Source organism: Janthinobacterium sp. PLB04, from assembly GCF_021165895.1.
Taxonomy (GTDB): Bacteria; Pseudomonadota; Gammaproteobacteria; order Burkholderiales; family Burkholderiaceae_D; genus Janthinobacterium; species Janthinobacterium lividum.
Genome location: NZ_CP088968.1, coordinates 5,726,096 through 5,743,103, shown reverse-complemented (window position 1 = coordinate 5,743,103; position 17,008 = coordinate 5,726,096). Strand labels below are relative to the sequence as shown.

At 64.7% G+C, this 17,008-nt stretch carries 17 protein-coding genes and 2 tRNA genes; 5 read left to right on the top strand and 14 right to left on the bottom strand.

Going from position 1 to position 17,008, the window contains the following annotated elements:
- Positions 1-9: 9 nt before the first annotated feature.
- From LSO07_RS25375 to LSO07_RS25345, 7 genes are all read right to left on the bottom strand, one after another.
- Complete coding sequence (locus LSO07_RS25375; protein ID WP_151096937.1) at positions 10-1,011, bottom strand: FecR family protein; 1,002 nt, start codon at positions 1,009-1,011, stop codon at positions 10-12.
- Positions 1,008-1,535 carry a sigma-70 family RNA polymerase sigma factor gene (locus LSO07_RS25370; RefSeq protein WP_151096936.1) on the bottom strand — a complete coding sequence of 176 codons (528 nt, stop codon included), beginning with the start codon at positions 1,533-1,535 and terminating at the stop codon, positions 1,008-1,010. The genes LSO07_RS25375 and LSO07_RS25370 overlap by 4 nt, the downstream gene beginning before the upstream one ends.
- Before the next feature lie 181 nt (positions 1,536-1,716).
- A tRNA-Met gene (locus LSO07_RS25365) sits at positions 1,717-1,793 on the bottom strand.
- A 61-nt stretch (positions 1,794-1,854) separates the two neighbouring features.
- A tRNA-Met gene (locus tag LSO07_RS25360) sits at positions 1,855-1,931 on the bottom strand.
- A gap of 91 nt (positions 1,932-2,022) precedes the next feature.
- Positions 2,023-2,982 carry a tRNA (adenosine(37)-N6)-dimethylallyltransferase MiaA gene (gene miaA / locus LSO07_RS25355; protein WP_151096935.1) on the bottom strand — a complete coding sequence of 320 codons (960 nt, stop codon included), beginning with the start codon at positions 2,980-2,982 and terminating at the stop codon, positions 2,023-2,025.
- A gap of 105 nt (positions 2,983-3,087) precedes the next feature.
- Complete coding sequence (gene mutL / locus LSO07_RS25350) at positions 3,088-4,992, bottom strand: DNA mismatch repair endonuclease MutL (protein ID WP_151096934.1); 1,905 nt, start codon at positions 4,990-4,992, stop codon at positions 3,088-3,090.
- 38 nt (positions 4,993-5,030) lie between these two features.
- Positions 5,031-5,969 carry a peptidylprolyl isomerase gene (locus LSO07_RS25345; RefSeq protein ID WP_151096933.1) on the bottom strand — a complete coding sequence of 313 codons (939 nt, stop codon included), beginning with the start codon at positions 5,967-5,969 and terminating at the stop codon, positions 5,031-5,033.
- 269 nt (positions 5,970-6,238) lie between these two features.
- On the opposite strand from LSO07_RS25345, the gene LSO07_RS25340 reads away from it, so the two are divergent.
- Positions 6,239-6,889: a VTT domain-containing protein gene (locus LSO07_RS25340; protein WP_034780059.1), complete on the top strand. Its 651-nt coding sequence runs from the start codon at positions 6,239-6,241 to the stop codon at positions 6,887-6,889.
- Between the two features lie 208 nt (positions 6,890-7,097).
- Positions 7,098-8,078: a carbonic anhydrase gene (locus tag LSO07_RS25335; RefSeq protein ID WP_370452827.1), complete on the top strand. Its 981-nt coding sequence runs from the start codon at positions 7,098-7,100 to the stop codon at positions 8,076-8,078.
- 98 nt (positions 8,079-8,176) lie between these two features.
- Here LSO07_RS25335 and LSO07_RS25330 read toward each other — a convergent pair whose 3' ends face one another.
- The 3 genes from LSO07_RS25330 to tsaE are packed head-to-tail and all read right to left on the bottom strand — an operon-like array spanning position 8,177 to position 10,885.
- The gene (locus LSO07_RS25330; RefSeq protein ID WP_151096932.1) at positions 8,177-9,013 is read right to left on the bottom strand and encodes a D-hexose-6-phosphate mutarotase; all 837 of its coding nucleotides are present in this window, start codon (positions 9,011-9,013) and stop codon (positions 8,177-8,179) included.
- 19 nt (positions 9,014-9,032) lie between these two features.
- Entirely contained in the window at positions 9,033-10,433 is a 1,401-nt protein-coding gene (locus LSO07_RS25325) for an N-acetylmuramoyl-L-alanine amidase (RefSeq protein ID WP_099394820.1), read from the bottom strand.
- Entirely contained in the window at positions 10,397-10,885 is a 489-nt protein-coding gene (gene tsaE, locus LSO07_RS25320) for a tRNA (adenosine(37)-N6)-threonylcarbamoyltransferase complex ATPase subunit type 1 TsaE (RefSeq protein WP_034780043.1), read from the bottom strand. Before tsaE ends, LSO07_RS25325 begins: the two co-directional genes overlap by 37 nt.
- Positions 10,886-10,963: 78 nt before the next feature.
- On the opposite strand from tsaE, the gene queG reads away from it, so the two are divergent.
- Positions 10,964-12,055, top strand: coding sequence for a tRNA epoxyqueuosine(34) reductase QueG (gene queG / locus LSO07_RS25315; protein WP_151096931.1), 1,092 nt, complete (start codon positions 10,964-10,966; stop codon positions 12,053-12,055).
- Positions 12,056-12,062: 7 nt separating this feature from the next.
- Here queG and LSO07_RS25310 read toward each other — a convergent pair whose 3' ends face one another.
- On the bottom strand, positions 12,063-12,407 hold the full coding sequence (locus tag LSO07_RS25310) for a DUF3052 family protein (protein ID WP_191909761.1): 345 nt from the start codon (positions 12,405-12,407) through the stop codon (positions 12,063-12,065).
- Between the two features lie 155 nt (positions 12,408-12,562).
- Complete coding sequence (locus tag LSO07_RS25305; RefSeq protein ID WP_208672433.1) at positions 12,563-12,724, bottom strand: hypothetical protein; 162 nt, start codon at positions 12,722-12,724, stop codon at positions 12,563-12,565.
- Between LSO07_RS25305 and LSO07_RS25300 the strand changes: the two genes are divergently transcribed.
- Together LSO07_RS25300 and LSO07_RS25295 are read left to right on the top strand one after the other, a co-directional pair.
- Entirely contained in the window at positions 12,719-13,276 is a 558-nt protein-coding gene (locus LSO07_RS25300; protein WP_225317419.1) for a PadR family transcriptional regulator, read from the top strand. The two genes, LSO07_RS25305 and LSO07_RS25300, sit on opposite strands and share 6 nt — an antisense overlap.
- Positions 13,277-13,298: 22 nt before the next feature.
- Positions 13,299-14,126, top strand: a complete 828-nt coding sequence (locus LSO07_RS25295) for a siderophore-interacting protein (RefSeq protein WP_151096928.1) — start codon at positions 13,299-13,301, stop codon at positions 14,124-14,126.
- Between the two features lie 111 nt (positions 14,127-14,237).
- Here LSO07_RS25295 and LSO07_RS25290 read toward each other — a convergent pair whose 3' ends face one another.
- Together LSO07_RS25290 and LSO07_RS25285 are read right to left on the bottom strand one after the other, a co-directional pair.
- On the bottom strand, positions 14,238-14,822 hold the full coding sequence (locus LSO07_RS25290) for a response regulator transcription factor (RefSeq protein ID WP_034780029.1): 585 nt from the start codon (positions 14,820-14,822) through the stop codon (positions 14,238-14,240).
- 32 nt (positions 14,823-14,854) lie between these two features.
- On the bottom strand, positions 14,855-16,873 hold the full coding sequence (locus tag LSO07_RS25285) for a sensor histidine kinase (protein WP_070257457.1): 2,019 nt from the start codon (positions 16,871-16,873) through the stop codon (positions 14,855-14,857).
- Positions 16,874-17,008 lie beyond the last annotated feature (135 nt).

The following is a 17,008-nucleotide window of genomic DNA, read 5'->3' as shown; positions in this document are numbered from 1 at the left end:
AAAAATTCTCTATTTATTTTTTGCGGCGCCGCTGGCGGGGGCGTCGACCATCACGAGATAGCGCGTCAGCATGCGGATGCGCAGTTGCGGGAAATTGTCGATCAGCAGTTGCAGCGCCTTGTCCGTGTCGTCCAGCGGCAGCACGGCGGCCACGCGGATACCGGCGATCTGCGCGCGGTCGTAATGCAGCTGGCCGGGGCGGTGGCGCGCCAGCTCGTCGAGTACTTCGGTCAGCGGCAAGTCGTCGACCACCAGCTGGTGCGCGCGCCACGCTTCCTGCACGCTGGCCGCATCGATGGCCACGATAGGTCCCACGCCATCGTCCGTGATGCGCGCGCGCTGGCCCGCCTGCACCACGACGGCCGGATGTTGCGGCACCTGTGCCAGCACTTTGGACTCCAGCATGCTCAAGGTGGTGCTGCCGCCTTCCTTGCGGACGCTGAAGCGCGTGCCCAGCGCGCGGATCGCCGCCTGGTTGCTGTCGACGATGAAAGGGCGCTGCGCATCCTTGGCCACGTCGACGAGGATGTCGCCGCGTACCAGTTCCACATGCCGCTCGCCCGCATTGAAATGCACGTTGACGGCGCTGTGGCTGCCCAGGGTCAGGCGGCTGCCATCGGCCAGGGTGTGCGTCTGCCATTGTCCCGTGGGGCTGCGCAGGTCGGCCAGCAGGTAGGCGGGGCGCTCGCTGATGACCAGCGCGCCGGTCAGCGCCAGTACGGCCACGGCGCTGGCGGCGGCCAGCTGGCGCAGACGCTGGCGCTTTGGAGCGAGGGCGGCCAGGGCGGCGCGCGCGGGGCGATGGTCGCCGCCGGCCGGCTCGCGCACGGCGCTCAATTGAAGCAGCAGGTTTTCCATGCCGGCGGCGACTGTCGCGTGCAGCGGGTCGGCCGCTTTCCATGCGGCGAAGCCGGCCCGCGCCGTGTCGCGTTCGGACGGGTCGTCGGCGCTCAGGCGCACGATCCACCGTGCGGCCTGCTCGGCCGCCACTTCGGTGCGCGTGCTGTTCATGCCGCCATGGCCGGGTAGGCGTGGCGGCAGGCCAGCAAGGCTTGCACCAGGTATTTCTGTACCATGCGCGTGGAGACGTTCAGCTGCGCGGCGACGGCGGCCTGCGGCTGTTCTTCCAGGTAGTGCAGCAAAAAAGCGTCGCGCGCCTTGGCGGACAAGCCATCCAGTGCCGTGGCGATCTGCTCGAGCGCCTGCACGGCCATCAGGATCTCGTCCGGCGAAGGTGCGCCGGGCAGGCTGTCGGCCAGCAGGGCCAGTTCCGCCAGGTAGCTGCGCTCGAGTATCTGGCGGCGCGCGCGGTCGAGCAGCAATCGCTTTGCCGTGGTGGACAGATAGGCGCGCGGCTCGCGCATGCCGAACAGGGCGTCGCGCGAGGCGATGATGCGCACGAACGTATCTTGCGCCACGTCGGCCGCGCCATGCGGACAGCTGAGTTTTTTGCGCAGCCAGCCGACCAGCCAGCCGTGATGCTCGCTGTAGAGCGAATGCACTTGCTGTTGCAGGCTGGGCTGGATAGCGGACATGGATGATGAATAATATAAATGAGAATTATTCTCATTGTAAGCCGCAGGGGCCGCTTGCCACAATCCCCAATGCATGCGCAGAGGGCAGGTGTTGCGTGCAGGCCGCATGCGCGATGATGGCGGAAATGAAAAAACCCGCCGCTGCACGGGGCAGGGCGGGTTTATCAGTGCTGCAAATTCTTGGTGGTGATAGGTGGACTTGAACCACCGACCCCAGCATTATGAATGCTGTGCTCTAACCAACTGAGCTATATCACCAAACAGACCGGTCAGACCGGATGCTGGTTGCGATCATGGTAATACCATGATCCTTGTTCTTTGGTGGTGATAGGTGGACTTGAACCACCGACCCCAGCATTATGAATGCTGTGCTCTAACCAACTGAGCTATATCACCCAACAGCCGAGCATTATCCAGTCTTCCCATTTCCTTGTCAATGCCGGCGCAGAAAAATGTGCGGATTTTTCACGCGCCAGCACAGGCATGATTATTTTTGTAACGGCGTCAGCAAGGGCTGGATCTGCGCCAGCATGGACGAGGCCGGATCAGCGCCCAGGCAATCGATGACGATGCGTTCCGGCATCGAGCGCAGCCAGGTGAGCTGGCGCTTGGCCAGCTGGCGCGTGGCGATGATGCCCGTCTCGCGCAGGGCGGCGCGGTCGATGCGGCCATCGAGATACTCCCAGGCCTGGCGGTAGCCCACGCAGCGCATCGAGGGCAAACCCGGGTGCAGGTCGCCGCGTCGGCGCAGCTGCTCCACTTCATCGAGCAGGGCGTCGTCTTTCAGCATGAGGTCGAAGCGCGTGGCGATGCGTGCATGCAGCACGGCGCGGTCCGACGGTTCCAGCGCGAACGATTGCAATTGAAATGGCAGCACGGTCTTTTCGCGCCGGGCCAGCAGGGCCGACATGGGCTGGCCGGACAGGGCGATGATTTCCAGCGCGCGGCCGATGCGCTGCGCATCCTGCGGCGCCAGGCGCGCGGCCGTGACGGGGTCCTGCTCCGCCAGGCGCGCATGCATGGCGGGCCAGCCGATGGCGGCCGCGTCTTCTTCCAGCCGGGCGCGCAGGACGGGATCGGCGCCGGGCAAGTCATCGAGGCCATCGGCCAGGCCCTTGAAGTACAGCATGGTGCCGCCGACGAGCAGCGGCAGCCTGCCGCGCGCCGTGATCTCCGCCACCAGGCGCAGGGTGTCATTGCGGAACTGCGCCACGGAATACGCGTCGAGCGGGTCGATGATGTCGATCAAATGATGCGGTACCTGGGCCAGTTCTTCCTTCGACGGCTTGGCCGTGCCGATATCCATGCCCCGGTAAACGAGGGCGGAATCGACGGAGATGATCTCGGATGGAATGGCTTGCGCGATGGCCAGCGCACTGGCCGTCTTGCCGCTGGCCGTGGGGCCCATGATGGCGACGGCCAGGGGGAGGTGTGGGGTGTTTTGCATGTTGACTTTTGTAAGATGATGCGTAAGTCGGATTAGCGCAAGCGTAATCCGACGTGATGCCGCCGCCGCAGTGTCGGATTACGCTGCGCTAATCCGACCTACTGTCTATTGGCCGCGCAGGAACAGTTTATCGAGCGCGTTGATCTCGACCTGCACCCATGTCGGCCGGCCATGGTTGCACTGGTCGGCGCGTTCCGTGCTCTCCATCTGGCGCAGCAGGGCGTTCATTTCCTGCACCGATAAAATCCGGTTGGCGCGCACGGCTGTGTGGCAGGCCAGGGTGCCCAGCAATTCGTTCTGGCGCTCGATCAGCACGCGCGAGCCGCCGTATTCGCGCACGTCGCGCAGCACGTCGCGCGCCAGAGTTTGCGCGTCCGCGTTTTTGAGCAGGGTCGGCACGGAGCGCACGGCCAGGGTGGTGGGGGACAGGGCGGCGATGTCGAAGCCCAGCGCCTTCAATGTGTCCTGGTTTTCATTCGCCGTCGACACTTCGATGGCGTCCGCGTAGAACGTCACGGGTATCAGCAGCGATTGCACCTGCATGTCCTGGCCGGAGACTTGCGCCTGCAGCGCGTTTTTCAGCTGCTCGTACAGGATGCGCTCGTGCGCCGCGTGCATGTCGACCAGCACCAGGCCCTTGGTGTTCTGCGCCAGAATGTAGATGCCATGCAGCTGGGCCAGGGCAAAGCCCAGCGGATATTCTTCGCGCGCCATCGCTTCGGGCGAGGCGATGTACGGTTCCACCTGCGTGATCGGCGAGGATGCGCCGCCGCCGAACAGGGCGCCGTAGGCGGACGTGTCCTGCGCCACGCCTGGAGCATCGGCAAAGAAGGGACGGGCCGCGCCGGGCGAGGCAGGCGCGAAGGTATTCGTGAATTGTGCGCCGAACGAGGTCTGCGTCTGCTCGCGGCGCCAGATGCCAGGTCCACCCAAACCCGCGCCCGCGGTATCACCGCCGAGGCTGGAGGCAGCCGGCAGGGGCGCCGGCACGCTGCCAAACGCCGTGGCCGACGTCTGCGCCAGGGCGCGCTGCACCGCGTGGAAGACGAACTGGTGCACGGAACGGCTGTCGCGGAAGCGCACTTCGATCTTCGAGGGGTGCACGTTGACGTCCACCAGGGCCGGGTCGAGGTCGAGCGCCAGCACGTAGGATGGAAAACGGTCGCCATGCAGCACGTCCTGGTAGGCCATGCGCACGGCGTGCACCAGCAGCTTGTCGCGCACGAAGCGGCCGTTGACATAAAAGAACTGGCCGTCGGCGCGCGCCTTGGACGCCGTCGGCAAGCCGGCAAAGCCGTGAATGCGCAAGGTGCCGGCCGATTCGTCCAGCGCCAGGCGCGCTTCGGCGAAGTCGTTGCCCAGGATGTGGGCGCTGCGCTTGGCCAGTTCGCTGATATTCCACTGATCGATGGTGCGGCCATTGTGCGACAGCGAGAACGATACGTCCGGCCGCGCCAGCGCGATGCGGCGCACGACTTCGGCGCAGTGGCCGTACTCCGTCTGCTCGGACTTGAGGAATTTGCGCCGCGCGGGCGTGTTGAAATACAGGTCTTGCACGTCGACCGTGGTGCCATGCGCGCCGGACGACGGCGAGACGCTGCCATTGTGCGAGCCGACGATTTCCCACGCGTGGGCCGCGTCCGCCGTGCGCGACGTCACGGTAACGGCAGCCACGGAAGCGATCGAGGCCAGCGCCTCGCCGCGAAAGCCCAGCGTGCCCACGTTTTCCAGGTCGTGCAGGGACGCGATCTTCGAGGTGGCGTGGCGCGCCAGGGCCAGCGGCAGCTGGTCCTTGTCGATGCCGCGGCCGTTGTCGGTGATCGCGATGCGTTTCACGCCCCCTTCTTCCAGCCGCACGGTGATCTGCGTGGCGCCCGAGTCGAGCGCGTTTTCCAGCAACTCCTTGACGACGGCGGACGGCCGCTCGACCACCTCGCCGGCGGCGATTTGCGAAATCAACTGGTCAGGCAAGGCCTGGATCGGGCGGTGGGGCGTAATGGGAGCGTTCATGCCCTGATTATAACGGGTTGCGAATTGCCGGGCATCGGCTACTTCGCCACCTCCCGTACCGGTATCGGCGCATTGCACAAGTCAATATGGCCGGCCGTGACCTTGCTCCACGGGCCGCCGCGGTGGCGCTGGGCGTCCAGCACGGCCTGGTAGGCGGCGCTGTCGGTGCGCATCACTTCCAGGTTTGCGCGCTGTGCCAAGGGCACGCTGGCGGCCAGGCGGATGGACTTGATCGGCACGTTTTTCTCGGGGCTGTCATAAAAGCCCATGGGGCCAGTGCCGCGCGGCAGGGTCGATAGCAATGGCATGCCGGAGACGACTCTGCCGACGACCGTGATGTCGCGGTCCAGGTGGCGCGGCGACTGGCCGATGACGGCGTACAGTTCCGTGCCGCCGCCACTGTCGCTGGCGCTGTCGCGGCCCACGCCCACGGTGGCGTAGCAATGCGTGAGCCAGGCCGTGCCGGTTTTCGGGTCGCGCGCGGACGGGAAGCCGTTCGAATGCCCCACTTGCGGCGCATAGCCATCGACGTCCGGCAGGCGCGTGAAGCTCTTGACGTTTTTCAAGGGCACGGTGAATTCACCGGGCAGGGTGCGCTGCGCATGCTGGATCGGCTTGGGATTTTTCTCGTTCGGATCGCCCCACTGCGCCACCCAGTTGTCCTGCGCGCGCGTAATGGCCAGGCCGTCGTAATACTGTTCGGCCACCAGGGCCTTGATGTTGGCCACGTGCTTCGGTGCGAAGTCTGGCGCCAGCTCGATCACCACGCGGCCAGCGGGAATGTCCAGGTACAGGGTGTTGTCCGGATCCAGCGGACGCCAGTCGGACGGTTTCGAAGCCTTGATCACGTCGGCCAAGCCCGCTTTGGCGGGCAGTTCGGCGGGCGCCTTGATCTGCACAGGCGCCGCGTGGGCAGTCAGATGCGCAAGGCCCAGTACGGTGGCCATGGTCAGGCCGCTCAGTGGGTATCGATACATGTTTTCTCCTGGTCGGCGCGGGTTGCGCCGGTCAGAAAGTGTATACCGGAATGGCAATATTTCGCTGAAAAAACGTTGCGCGGGCCGAACATGGTATGCCAGCAGGAAAACTGGCCTGAGCGAGTTGGCGTCGGTAATTCCTTAACCTTTCCTTAAAATGCCACACGCGCACGGGCACCGCATAATTAATCCTGAAATATCGGGCCGGGGACTGCCGTTGCGCTGGCCGGGTGGTGTATGATTCCGCCGCTACCTTTAGGGAAAAATATATGGATTTTGTGCAATTCCTCGACATGATCGTGCATGTCGACAAGACGCTGGGTCTCTTGATCGAGCAGTACGGTACCCTCGTGTATGCGGTGCTGTTCGCCATTATTTTTTGCGAGACAGGCCTCGTGGTGCTGTTTTTCTTCCCTGGGGATACCTTGCTGTTTATCGCCGGCGCGTTCTGCGCGACGGGACAGATGCACCTGGGCTTGCTGATCTTCCTGCTTGTCACGGCGGCCATCACGGGCAACACGCTCAATTACTGGATAGGCGAGGCCATCGGGCAAAGGGTGTTTACCCACGATTACCGCTGGATCAACAAGGATGCCATGCGCCGCACGCACGAATTCTTTGAAAAGCACGGCGGCAAGACCATCATCCTGGCCCGTTTCGTGCCAGTGGTGCGTACCTTCGCGCCGTTCGTGGCTGGCATTTCCGACATGACGCATGCGCGCTTCCAGATGTACAACGTGACGGGCGCCCTGTTGTGGGTAGTCGGTCTGGTGACGGCGGGTTACTTCTTCGGCAATATCCCGTGGATCCGCGACCACCTGACCTTGATCGTGCTGATCGGTGTCGGCGCCGCCGTCGTGCCGGTGGTACTGGGCGGCTTGTGGAAACTCTACAAGCGCATGGTCGGCAAGTCGGCGTAAGGCCGCATGGATCCGGGGCAAGCGCGCTGCGGCACAGCCCGCAGCCGGCCCCGGATCCCGTTTTTCTCTGCCTTGTTTCTGTTTTACTCCCGCGCTGATTCAAGTTTTGTTGCTTTCCAGCCGTAAACCAGAGGGTATTCTCACTTTCTGGATTTCCATGCGACATTTGAGCGCCCTGTTAGCTTGCAGCCTTGCCGCGATGACGGCCATGGCAAGCGCCAAAGATGCCCCCGCCCCGGCGAGCGCCGCCGCATCCGCGCCCATGTCGGCGTCGGCGCGCGCGGCCGCCATGAAAACCCTGACCGAATCGGTGAAGGGCAAGGAGGCCAAGGCGCCTGTCGTCGTCGCGCCCACGGCGCGCGAAAAGGAAGAAGCGGCCGAAGTCGACCTGTCCGAACGCATCGCGGCGCGCCTGGCGGAAATGCGCGCGACCCAGGCGGCCCGCGCCGCCGCCCGCGCCAAGCGCGCCGCCGTGGTGAAGGCCGCGCCGCCGCCACCACCGCCCGTGCCGCGCGGCACGCACTGGTCGTACGAGGGCGACAGCGGCCCGGCCCACTGGAGCAAGATCAATGTCGACTGGGCCAAGTGCGGCAATGGCAGCCGGCAGTCGCCGATCGATATCCGCGACGGCATGAAGGTGGAACTCGAGCAGATCAGTTTTGACTACCATCCGTCGTCGTTCAATGTGGTCGACAATGGCCACACGGTGCAGGTGGGCGTGAGCGGCGGTAATTACATCACGGTGCAGAACCGCATGTTCGAGCTGCAGCAATTCCATTTCCATCGCCCGTCCGAAGAGCGCATCAATGGCAAGGCATTCGAGATGGTGGTGCACCTGGTGCACCGCGATGCGGAAGGCCGGCAAGCCGTGCTGGCGCTGCTGCTGGAGCGGGGCGCGCCGCAGGCGACCATCCAGACCGTGTGGAACAACCTGCCGCTGGAAAAATTCGAGACCATGCAGCCGACCATCCTGCTCGACCCGGCCGAGATGCTGCCCACGCGGCGCGATTACTACACGTACATGGGATCGATGACGGAGCCGCCTTGCAGCGAAGGCGTGTTGTGGCTGGTGATGAAGCAGCCGGTGCAGGCTTCGCCGGCGCAGATGGCGCTGTTCAGCCGCTTGTATCCCTTGAATGCGCGCCCGATCCAGCCTGCCAACGGCCGCATCATCAAGGAATCGAATTAACAGCGCCTGAGAAAAGCCCATGGCGTTGCTGCCTTGCCTCGTCGTACATGCGTACTGCCTTCGGCAAGGCGCCTAGCCCTGGACTTTTTCAGTCGCTCTTATGTAAATGCGAGATGCTGGCGGCCCGTCCATTCGGCGCCGGCGGCCAGCAGGTCTGGCTGGATCAGGGCTGGCTCGATGCAGATGAAGCGCTGGTATTCACCGTCGGCCAGGTCGGGCAGGGCGGCCGCGTCTTGCGCGCCCGGGTTCCACACGACGGCGTCCGTAAAGCCCTGCTGTTCCAGGCGCAGCGTATGGCCGCCGGACTGCAGGCTCAAGGCGCCCGGCAGCTGGTAGTAGATGCGGTCCAGCTTGTCCGCGAATTGCAGCACCTCTTCCGCCTGCAAGGCATCTTGCGGCGTTTCGTCCGAATAGCGCACGCGCTGCAAGCCGCCGACGCGCGCCTCGCTCAATTGATCTATCGAAAAATAGCTGTGCAGGGCCGCCGAGAACGGGAACGCCTGCTCGCCCGTGTTATGCACGGACAGGTTCAGTTCCAGCGTCTGCGCCTTGACGGCCACGCGCAGGCGCAAAGTGAAGGCATAGGCCCAGGTGGCGGCGATCGCTTCCGGCAAGTCAGCCTGGGTCAGGACAAATTGCGCCCATGCGGCGCCATCGGTGTCGCCGCTCGATTCCAGCTGCCAGGTCGCCACGCGCGCAAAGCCGTGGCGCATGCCCGTGCCGCGCGCGCCGAACTGGGGAAAGATCACGGGCACGCCGCCACGGATGGCGCGGCTGCCATCGAGCGCGGAATCCCGGCTGCAGAACAGGCGCTCCTGGCCATCGCTGGTCTGCCACGAGACCAGGTGGCCGCCGTACAGGGTGACGGTCGCCTGCGCGCCGTCGGCGGCGCGGATGGTCACGGCCGGCAGCTCGCCAAAGATACTCTTGCTCATGCTAGGCTTTCATGTCAGGTCAGGTCAGGCGGCTTTTCGCCAGCGGCGGATTCTTGGCAAAATAATTCTTGATGCCCGTGACGATGGCGTCGGCCATCTGGTCCTGGTAGCCGTTGTCGGTCAGCTTGGCTTCTTCTTCCGGATTGGAGATGAACGCCGTCTCGATCAGGATGGAGGGAATGTCCGGCGCTTTCAGCACGGCGAAGCCGGCCTGCTCGACGGAACCCTTGTGCAGACGGTTGATGCCGCCGATTTCGCGCAGCACGGCCTTGCCCAGCTTCATGCTGTCATTGATCTGCGCCGTCGTCGACAGGTCGAGCAGCACGCTGGCCAGCTGCTTGTCATGGTTCTTTACGTTCACGCCGCCGATCAGGTCGGCCTGGTTTTCCTTGTTGGCCAGCCAGCGCGCGGCCGTCGAGGTGGCGCCCTTTTCGGACAGCACGAAGACGGACGAGCCGCGTGCCGTCGGCTGGATGAAGGCGTCGGCGTGGATCGAGACGAACAGGTCGGCCTGCACCTTGCGCGCCTTTTCCACGCGCATGCCCAGCGGGACGAAGAAATCGGCGTCGCGCGTGAGCATGACGCGCATGTTGGGCTGCAGTTCCAGCTTGGTCTTGAGGCGCTTGGCAATGGCCAGCACCACGTCTTTTTCGCGGCTGCCCCGGCTGCCCATGGCGCCAGGATCTTCGCCGCCGTGGCCGGGATCGAGCGCGATGGTAATCATGCGCACCACTTTCTGGCCCGGCAGGGGCCGCGCTTCGGGACGCTGTTCCGGGCGGATATCGGGCACGGGCGGCACGATGGGCGCTACCGGTGGCACGACGGCGGCCACGGGCGGCTTGCCGCTCTCGGGCAGGGGCAGCGCGGGCGGCGGTGTATGCGTGCCGGCCATCGGCGGCTTGGCGGGGTCGCTCGACCAGTCGCCCTTTTCGATCATTTGCGCGATCAGGTCCGGCTCGCGCACGGGATACAGGTCGAAAATCAAACGGTGGTTGTAGGAGCCGGCCGGCGGCAGCGTAAACAGCTGCGGCGTGACCTCTTCCTTCAGGTCGAACACCAGGCGCACGACGTTGGGCCGGTTCTGGCCTACGCGCACCTGCTTGATGTACGGATCGTTCGACTGGATCTTCGCCACCAGGCCCTTGAGCGTTGGATTGAGTTCCAGTCCTTCGATGTCGACCACCAGGCGTTCCGGGTCCTTGACGATGAAGTGGGTCGCCTTGAGGATGCTGTCGTTTTCCAGCGTGACGCGGGTATAGTCCTCGGCCGGCCAGACGCGCACGGCGAGAATTTGCGCCGCCATCGCCGACATGGGCGCGAACACGGACAGCAGCAGGGTGCCGCCGGCCTTGAGGACCGTGCGCCGGGTGATGGGCGAGGAGATCAAAGGTTCGGGGCGAATTTGAGACGGTGAAGGCATGACAGACCCAATTCAGAAGACGCTTGCAATTCTACATCACGTCCTGTACCCGCAACGTTCAAATAAATATTCAGGTCGGCCGGCGGCAGCACCGGCTCGGCTTTCTCCGGCCATTCGACGATGCAGATATTGCGGCCGTCGAAGTCTTCGCGAAAACCCGCGTCGAGGAATTCCTCGGCGCTGCCCATGCGGTACAGGTCGAAATGGATGACGTTGACGCTCTGGCCATCGAGCTGCACCGTGTATGGTTCGGACAAGGTGTAGGTGGGGCTTTTCACGTGGCCCGCATGGCCGGCCGCGTGCAGCAGGGCGCGCGTGAGGGCCGTCTTGCCGGCGCCAAGGTCGCCGTGCAGGTAGATCGCCAGGCCCGGCGCCAGTGCGCGCGCCAGCGCGGCGCCCAGCGCTGCGGTGCCGGCTTCGTCGTGGAGGTGGGCTTTGAAGTGTTCGGTCATTATCTTCGGTATCGCATAAAATGGAGGCTGCTGTCATTGTAACCGCCCGCGCGCCTGCCGTTTTCCGTAAAGTCCCCTATGTCCGCCACCGTCACCGATCTCGCCGCCTTGGCGCGCACCATTAAAGAATGGGGGCGCGAGCTGGGTTTTGCCGAGGTGCGTATCGCCAACGTGGACCTGTCCCACATGGAAGCGCCCTTGCAAGCCTGGCTCGATGCAGGGTATCACGGCGAAATGGATTACATGGCCAGCCACGGCATGAAGCGCGCGCGCCCGGCCGAACTGGTGCCGGGCACGGTGCGCGCCATCAGCGCGCGCATGAATTATCTGCCGCCGGCGCTGGGGCCCGACTGGCGTGAGCACGAGGCGGCGCGCGATGCCGATCCCGCGGCGGCCGTGATCTCCGTGTATGCGCGCGGCCGCGACTATCACAAGGTCATGCGTTCGCGCCTGCAGCAGCTGGCCGAGCGCATCAAGGGCGAGATCGGCGACTTCGGCTACCGCGTCTTCAGCGATTCGGCGCCCGTGATGGAAGTCGAGCTGGCGCAAAAGGGCGGGCTGGGCTGGCGCGGCAAGCATACCTTGCTGATCAACCGCCAGGGCGGTTCCTTCTTTTTCCTCGGCGAGATCCTCATCGACGTGCCTCTACCCGTCGACCCGCCGGAGACCCCGCGCTGCGGCCAGTGCTCGGCGTGCATCACGGTGTGCCCGACGCAAGCCATCCTGGGGCCGTACAAGCTTGACGCGCGCCGCTGCATCTCCTACCTGACGATCGAATTGAAGGGGGCCATTCCCGTCGAGATGCGCCCCTTGATCGGCAACAAGGTGTATGGCTGTGACGATTGCCAGACCGTCTGCCCGTGGAACAAGTTCGCCCAGCGCGCCGTCGTGCCGGACTTCGACGAGCGCCACAGCCTGGGCAGCGCCGGCATGGTGGAACTGTTCGCCTGGACGGAAGAGGAATTCAACCGCCGCATGGAAGGCAGCGCGATCCGCCGCATCGGCCACGAACGCTGGCTGCGCAACCTGGCCGTCGGCATGGGCAACGCGGCGACCAAGGCCCGGGGCCAGGCCGACATCGTCGCGGCCCTGCTGTCGCGCCGCGAGCACCCGTCGGCCATCGTGCGCGAACACGTCGAATGGGCGCTGGCGCTGCACGGCATCGACTGATCTGCGTTTAAACCTGCTTCAGGCGCAGCGCCGACCACTCGCCATCGATGGCGACCATGGCCACGCTGTCCAACCCCACGGTTTGCGCAAAGTCGCGGATATCGTCGCGGTGGATGTCGCTGCCCGCTTTGATTCCGCCCTTGCGGTATGCCACCCAGACCGCGCCGCCGGGCGCCAGGCGCGCCCGCGACGCCGGCAGGTACTGCTCCAGTTCCGCGCGGCTGCGCGCAAACAGCAATATCCAGTCGGCATTTTCACCTTCCCGCACCAGCCGCTCTGGCGGCAACTGCGCCAGCAATTCCCCATGCTCGCCGCCGTCATTGAGCACGGCCAGGGCCGTGGCATTTTTCACATACATTTTTTCTGGGACAGTTTTTTCAGGCATGGCAAGGGCGTGTCGATTGCGGAAAGACGAGCATAACAAATTTCTCCTTGACTTATCGATATATCGTTATAAAATGGCGATACCTACTAACGATATATCTTTAAAGAGAAAACATGAGAAACTCACACCACGCAGAACACGGCCATCACGGCCATCACGGCCATCACGGCCATCACGGCCATCACGGCCATCACGGCCATCACCATCATCACGGCCATTGCGGTCAGCAGCATCACCATCACGGCGAACACCGCCAAGAGCACCGCAGCGAATACGCCATGCATGGCCGCGGCCCGCGCGGTTTCGACGAGCGCGGCGACGGCATGGGCCATGGCGGCCCCGGTGGCCCAGGTGGACGTGGGCGCGGCGAACGGGCCGAGCGCGTCTTCGGCCGCGGCGACCTGCCGCTGATCGTGCTGGCGCTGATCGAGATCAGCCCGCGCCACGGCTATGAAATCATCAAGGCCATCGAAGAGCGTTGCGGCGGCGCCTACGCCCCCAGCCCGGGCGCCGTGTACCCGACCCTGACCCTGCTGGAAGAGCAGGATCACGTCACCTCAAGCGAGAGCGCCAGCGGCAAGAAGCTCTACACGATCACGGACCTGGGGCGCGCGTATCTCGACGAGAACCGCGCCCAGGTGGATGGCATCCTGGCCCGCCTCGACATGTTTGCCCGCGTCCAGGCGCGCAACGCCTTGCCCGAGCGCGTGCGCCAGGCCATGCACACCCTCAAGCATGCGCTGTTGCTGAACAAGACCAGCTGGAACGACGCCGAAGCCGAGCGCGTCTCCGCCGTGCTGGAGCAGGCGGCGAATGCCATCGTCGACGGCCACTGAGCCTACTTTACAAGGATAAGCAATGACTACTGCATCACCTGCAGCACCACGTCCGCATGCCATCGAGCGCGTGCGGCATGACTTGAAACTGCGCGTGCTCACCGTCGTGCGAACGGAGCAGCTGACGCCGCACATGCGCCGCATCACCCTGGCGGGCGACGACCTGGATGGCTTTGTCTCGCCGGCGCACGACGATCACGTCAAGCTGTTCTTCCCCGCCCCGGGCGAGACAGCGCCCGTGTTTCCCGTGCTGGGCAATGGCCCGAATCCCATCCAGTACGCGGAAGGCGCGCGTCCCATCGCCCGTAACTACACGCCGCGCCGCTATGACGCCGCGCGGCGCGAGCTGGAAATCGACTTCGTGCTGCATGGCGACGGCCCCGCGGCCAGCTGGGCGGCGCAAGCGGCGCCCGGCCAGACCCTGGGCGTGGGCGGACCGCGCGGCTCCATGCTGGTGCCGCTTGACTTCGACTGGTATGTGCTGGTGGGCGACCAGACGGCCTTGCCGGCCATTGCCCGCCGCCTGGAGCAGTTGCCGGCCACGGCGCGGGCGATTGCCGTGATCGAGATCGTCGAAGACGGCGAACAGATCGCGTTGGAGTGCGCCGCGCAGCTGGACGTGCGCTGGGTAGCGCGCCATGGCCGCAAGGGGCCGCTGCTGCTGGAAGAATTGGCGCAGGTCGCCTTGCCGCAGGATGGCGATGGCTATGTGTGGGTGGCGTGCGAGCATGCGCAGGTGCAGGGCTTGCGCGGACATTTCATCGATGCCGGCGTGCCGAAGCAGCACCTGCACGTGGCCAGTTACTGGAAGCATGGGGCGGCGGAGCATCACGAGCACCATGATGCGTGATGGCGGTGGTGTCGGGTTACGCGCTGCGCGCTAACCCGACCTACCCGACCTACATTGCAATGTAGGTTGGATTAGCGGCGCGCCAGCGCCGCGTAATCCAACATTGCTGCATTACTTCAACAACCCCGCCAGCTCCACCGCCGTCTTGACCTGCATCTTGTCGAAGATATGCGCGCGGTGGACTTCCACGGTGCGCATGCTGATGCCCAGCTTGTCGGCCACCACCTTGTTCATCTTGCCCGCCAAAATCAGGTCCAGCACTTCGCGTTCGCGCGTCGACAGGGTGGCCAGGCGCGCATGCACGGCGGCCAGTTCGCCCGCCTGGCGCGAGTTGGCCAGTCCCTGCTGCACGCGGTCCATCAGGTCGTTGTCGTTGAACGGCTTTTCAAAGAAATCGAAGGCGCCCCGTTTCAGGCTGTCCACGGCCATCGGCACGTCGCCGTGGCCGGTGAGGAAAATCACGGGCAGGCGCGCCGTCAGGTCGCGCTTGACCAGCTGGTCGAACAGGGCGATGCCGTTCATGTCGGGCATGCGCACGTCGAGCAGCACGCAGTCGCCGGCGGCGTCGAAACTGCCGTCCAGGCTATCGAGGAATTGCTGCGCGCTGGCATAGTTGCGCGCCTCGATGCTGCGCGAGGCGGCCAGCCAGGAAAGGGAGTCGCGTACGACCTCTTCGTCGTCGATAATGTGTAGCATGGGGTCTCCGGCTTGTCGTTATGCGTTATTCGTTAATGCGAGTGCGGCGCGCGCGGCGCGGCCGGCACGCTGAAGGTAAAGATGGTACCGCCAGCGGGGTTGGCGCCGAAGGTCAGCGCGCCGCCATGAAATTCGATGGCGGTGCGGCAGATGTTCAAGCCCATGCCCATGCCTTCGGACTTGGTCGAGAAAAACGGCGAAAACAGCCGCTCGGCCACGTCCTGGGGAATGCCATGTCCATGGTCGATCACGTCCACCGTCACCATGCCCTGCTGCGCGTCGTGGCTGGCCCGCAGGCGCATGATACGCCGTCCCGGCGCCGCATCCTGCATGGCCTCGATGGCGTTGCGCGTCAGGTTCAGCAGCACCTGCTCGATCATCACGGGGTCGGCGCGCAGCAGCGGCAAGTCCGGCGGCAGCTCTTCCTGGATGGTGACATAGTATTTGCGGGCCTGCAGGTCGATCAGCGCGCGGATGCCGTCGATCAGGGTGCGGATGGCGATATCCTGGCGCTGCGGCTCGCTCTTGCGCACGAAATCGTGCACGCTGCGGATGATCTGGCCGGCCCGCTGCGCCTGCGCGCTGGCTTGCTCCAGCGCCGGTTTCAAGGTGCCAGGATCGACGGGGGCGTCATGCTCGATGGCGCGGCGGATCAGGTTCAGCGCGCCCGTGGTGTAGCTGGAAATGGCCGCCAGCGGCTGATTCAATTCGTGCGCCAGCATCGACGCCAGCTCGCCCATGGTGGCCAGGCGCGAACTCGTTTGCAGTTTTTCCTGCTGCTGGCGATTCAGTTCCTCGACCCGCTTGCGGTCCGAGATATCGAGCACGGAACCCATCCAGCCCGTCTGCTGGCCGTTCTTGTCCACCAGCGGCGCTTCGAAGATCAGCACCGCCACGCGCGTGCCGTCGGGGCGCTGGAAATAGGTTTCGAACTGCGGCGTGGGGTTGCCGGCCAGGGCCTTGACGAAGCGCTGCTGGTATTCCTCCAGCGCCTCGGGCACCCAGTAGGGCATGGGCGGCAGGCGCCCCAGGATTTCCTCGGGCGGATAGCCGACGATCTGGCAAAACGCGGGATTCACATACGTGACTCTTCCTTCGAGGTCGCGTGCGCGCATGCCCGTCACCAGCGAGTTTTCCATCGCCGTGCGAAACAGCATCTGCTGGCGCAGCGCGCCCTCGGCCACCAGGCGGCGCGAGATGTGCCGCCACAGGGCCAGCAGGCTCCATAATAAACCCAGCGACAGGGCGATGACGGAGCCGACCAGCAGATTGGGCAGCAGCTTGGGCTGGCTTTTCACGCTGTCGGTAAACAGGGTGATGGTGGCGCCGGGCACGTCGAGCGCGCGCTTGTGCGTGTACACGCCGTGGCCGGGACCGGCGGCGGCGCGCCGCGCCAGCACCTTGTCGTCGCGGTCGATCAGCGAAATCTGGTTATCCTGCGCAAACCACCACGGCACCATTTCATCGAGCAGGCTGCTGATCTGGTAGGTGGCCACCAGGCTGCCGACATAGCGCTGGCCATCGAACAGGGGCTGGTGGTAATCCATCAGCATGGCGCCCGGCGGCGCGTCGGGAAAACCGCTCTGCTGCGAAGGCTGGGCGTACTGGCCCCGGTGCAGGCGGCGCGCATTGTCGGCCGCCGTCAGCGAGGCCGGTGAAAACGACAAGGCATGCGGCAGGCTGTTGTCGCTGGTGGCCAGCACCTTGCCGCTGGTGTCGAGCCACAGCACGCGTTGCAGTTCGCGGCCATTGCGCAGCATCTGCTGCAGCCGTTCGTGCACTTTTTCCGCACCCAGCGAGGCGCTGGCGATATCGACACCCAGGTTGAACAGGCTTTCCTCGTTGCGCGCCAGCTGGAAGCGGATGGTCTGCTCCACCCACAGGGTGTCGGCGATCAATTGCTCCTGGCGCTCGTTGCTTTCCATCTGGCGCGCCTGCCAGGGCAGCCAGAACAGGATGGACAGGAACAGCAGCAGCAGGATGACGGGCAGCAGCCAGCGCATCGGGCTCGATAGCTTGAAGCGGCGTGCAAGGGTGGGGGGAGTCGGCATGGCTGGCAGGGTAGCGGCTTATCGGGAGCCGGCTATTGTGGTTAACCACAATAGCCGAAGCAGTTTCTTTGGCACAATATCCAAGTAGACAAATAATAAAGTTTTTCTAAAAACCATCCAGGAGACAAAAATGCA

What these genes read in the sequence shown, in the direction of transcription:
- LSO07_RS25370 (WP_151096936.1), bottom strand. Translation starts at nt 1,535, where the DNA reads ATGTCCGCTATCCAGCCCAGCCTGCAACAGCAAGTGCATTCGCTCTAC.
- LSO07_RS25335 (WP_370452827.1), top strand. Translation starts at nt 7,098, where the DNA reads ATGGCAAGCGCCAAAGATGCCCCCGCCCCGGCGAGCGCCGCCGCATCC.
- LSO07_RS25295 (WP_151096928.1), top strand. Translation starts at nt 13,299, where the DNA reads ATGACTACTGCATCACCTGCAGCACCACGTCCGCATGCCATCGAGCGC.
- LSO07_RS25285 (WP_070257457.1), bottom strand. Translation starts at nt 16,873, where the DNA reads ATGCCGACTCCCCCCACCCTTGCACGCCGCTTCAAGCTATCGAGCCCG.
- LSO07_RS25325 (WP_099394820.1), bottom strand. Translation starts at nt 10,433, where the DNA reads ATGCCTTCACCGTCTCAAATTCGCCCCGAACCTTTGATCTCCTCGCCC.
- LSO07_RS25290 (WP_034780029.1), bottom strand. Translation starts at nt 14,822, where the DNA reads ATGCTACACATTATCGACGACGAAGAGGTCGTACGCGACTCCCTTTCC.
- LSO07_RS25305 (WP_208672433.1), bottom strand. Translation starts at nt 12,724, where the DNA reads ATGCATGGCGTATTCGCTGCGGTGCTCTTGGCGGTGTTCGCCGTGATG.
- LSO07_RS25345 (WP_151096933.1), bottom strand. Translation starts at nt 5,969, where the DNA reads ATGTATCGATACCCACTGAGCGGCCTGACCATGGCCACCGTACTGGGC.
- LSO07_RS25340 (WP_034780059.1), top strand. Translation starts at nt 6,239, where the DNA reads ATGGATTTTGTGCAATTCCTCGACATGATCGTGCATGTCGACAAGACG.
- LSO07_RS25300 (WP_225317419.1), top strand. Translation starts at nt 12,719, where the DNA reads ATGCATGGCCGCGGCCCGCGCGGTTTCGACGAGCGCGGCGACGGCATG.
- LSO07_RS25330 (WP_151096932.1), bottom strand. Translation starts at nt 9,013, where the DNA reads ATGAGCAAGAGTATCTTTGGCGAGCTGCCGGCCGTGACCATCCGCGCC.
- miaA (WP_151096935.1), bottom strand. Translation starts at nt 2,982, where the DNA reads ATGCAAAACACCCCACACCTCCCCCTGGCCGTCGCCATCATGGGCCCC.
- tsaE (WP_034780043.1), bottom strand. Translation starts at nt 10,885, where the DNA reads ATGACCGAACACTTCAAAGCCCACCTCCACGACGAAGCCGGCACCGCA.
- mutL (WP_151096934.1), bottom strand. Translation starts at nt 4,992, where the DNA reads ATGAACGCTCCCATTACGCCCCACCGCCCGATCCAGGCCTTGCCTGAC.
- LSO07_RS25375 (WP_151096937.1), bottom strand. Translation starts at nt 1,011, where the DNA reads ATGAACAGCACGCGCACCGAAGTGGCGGCCGAGCAGGCCGCACGGTGG.
- queG (WP_151096931.1), top strand. Translation starts at nt 10,964, where the DNA reads ATGTCCGCCACCGTCACCGATCTCGCCGCCTTGGCGCGCACCATTAAA.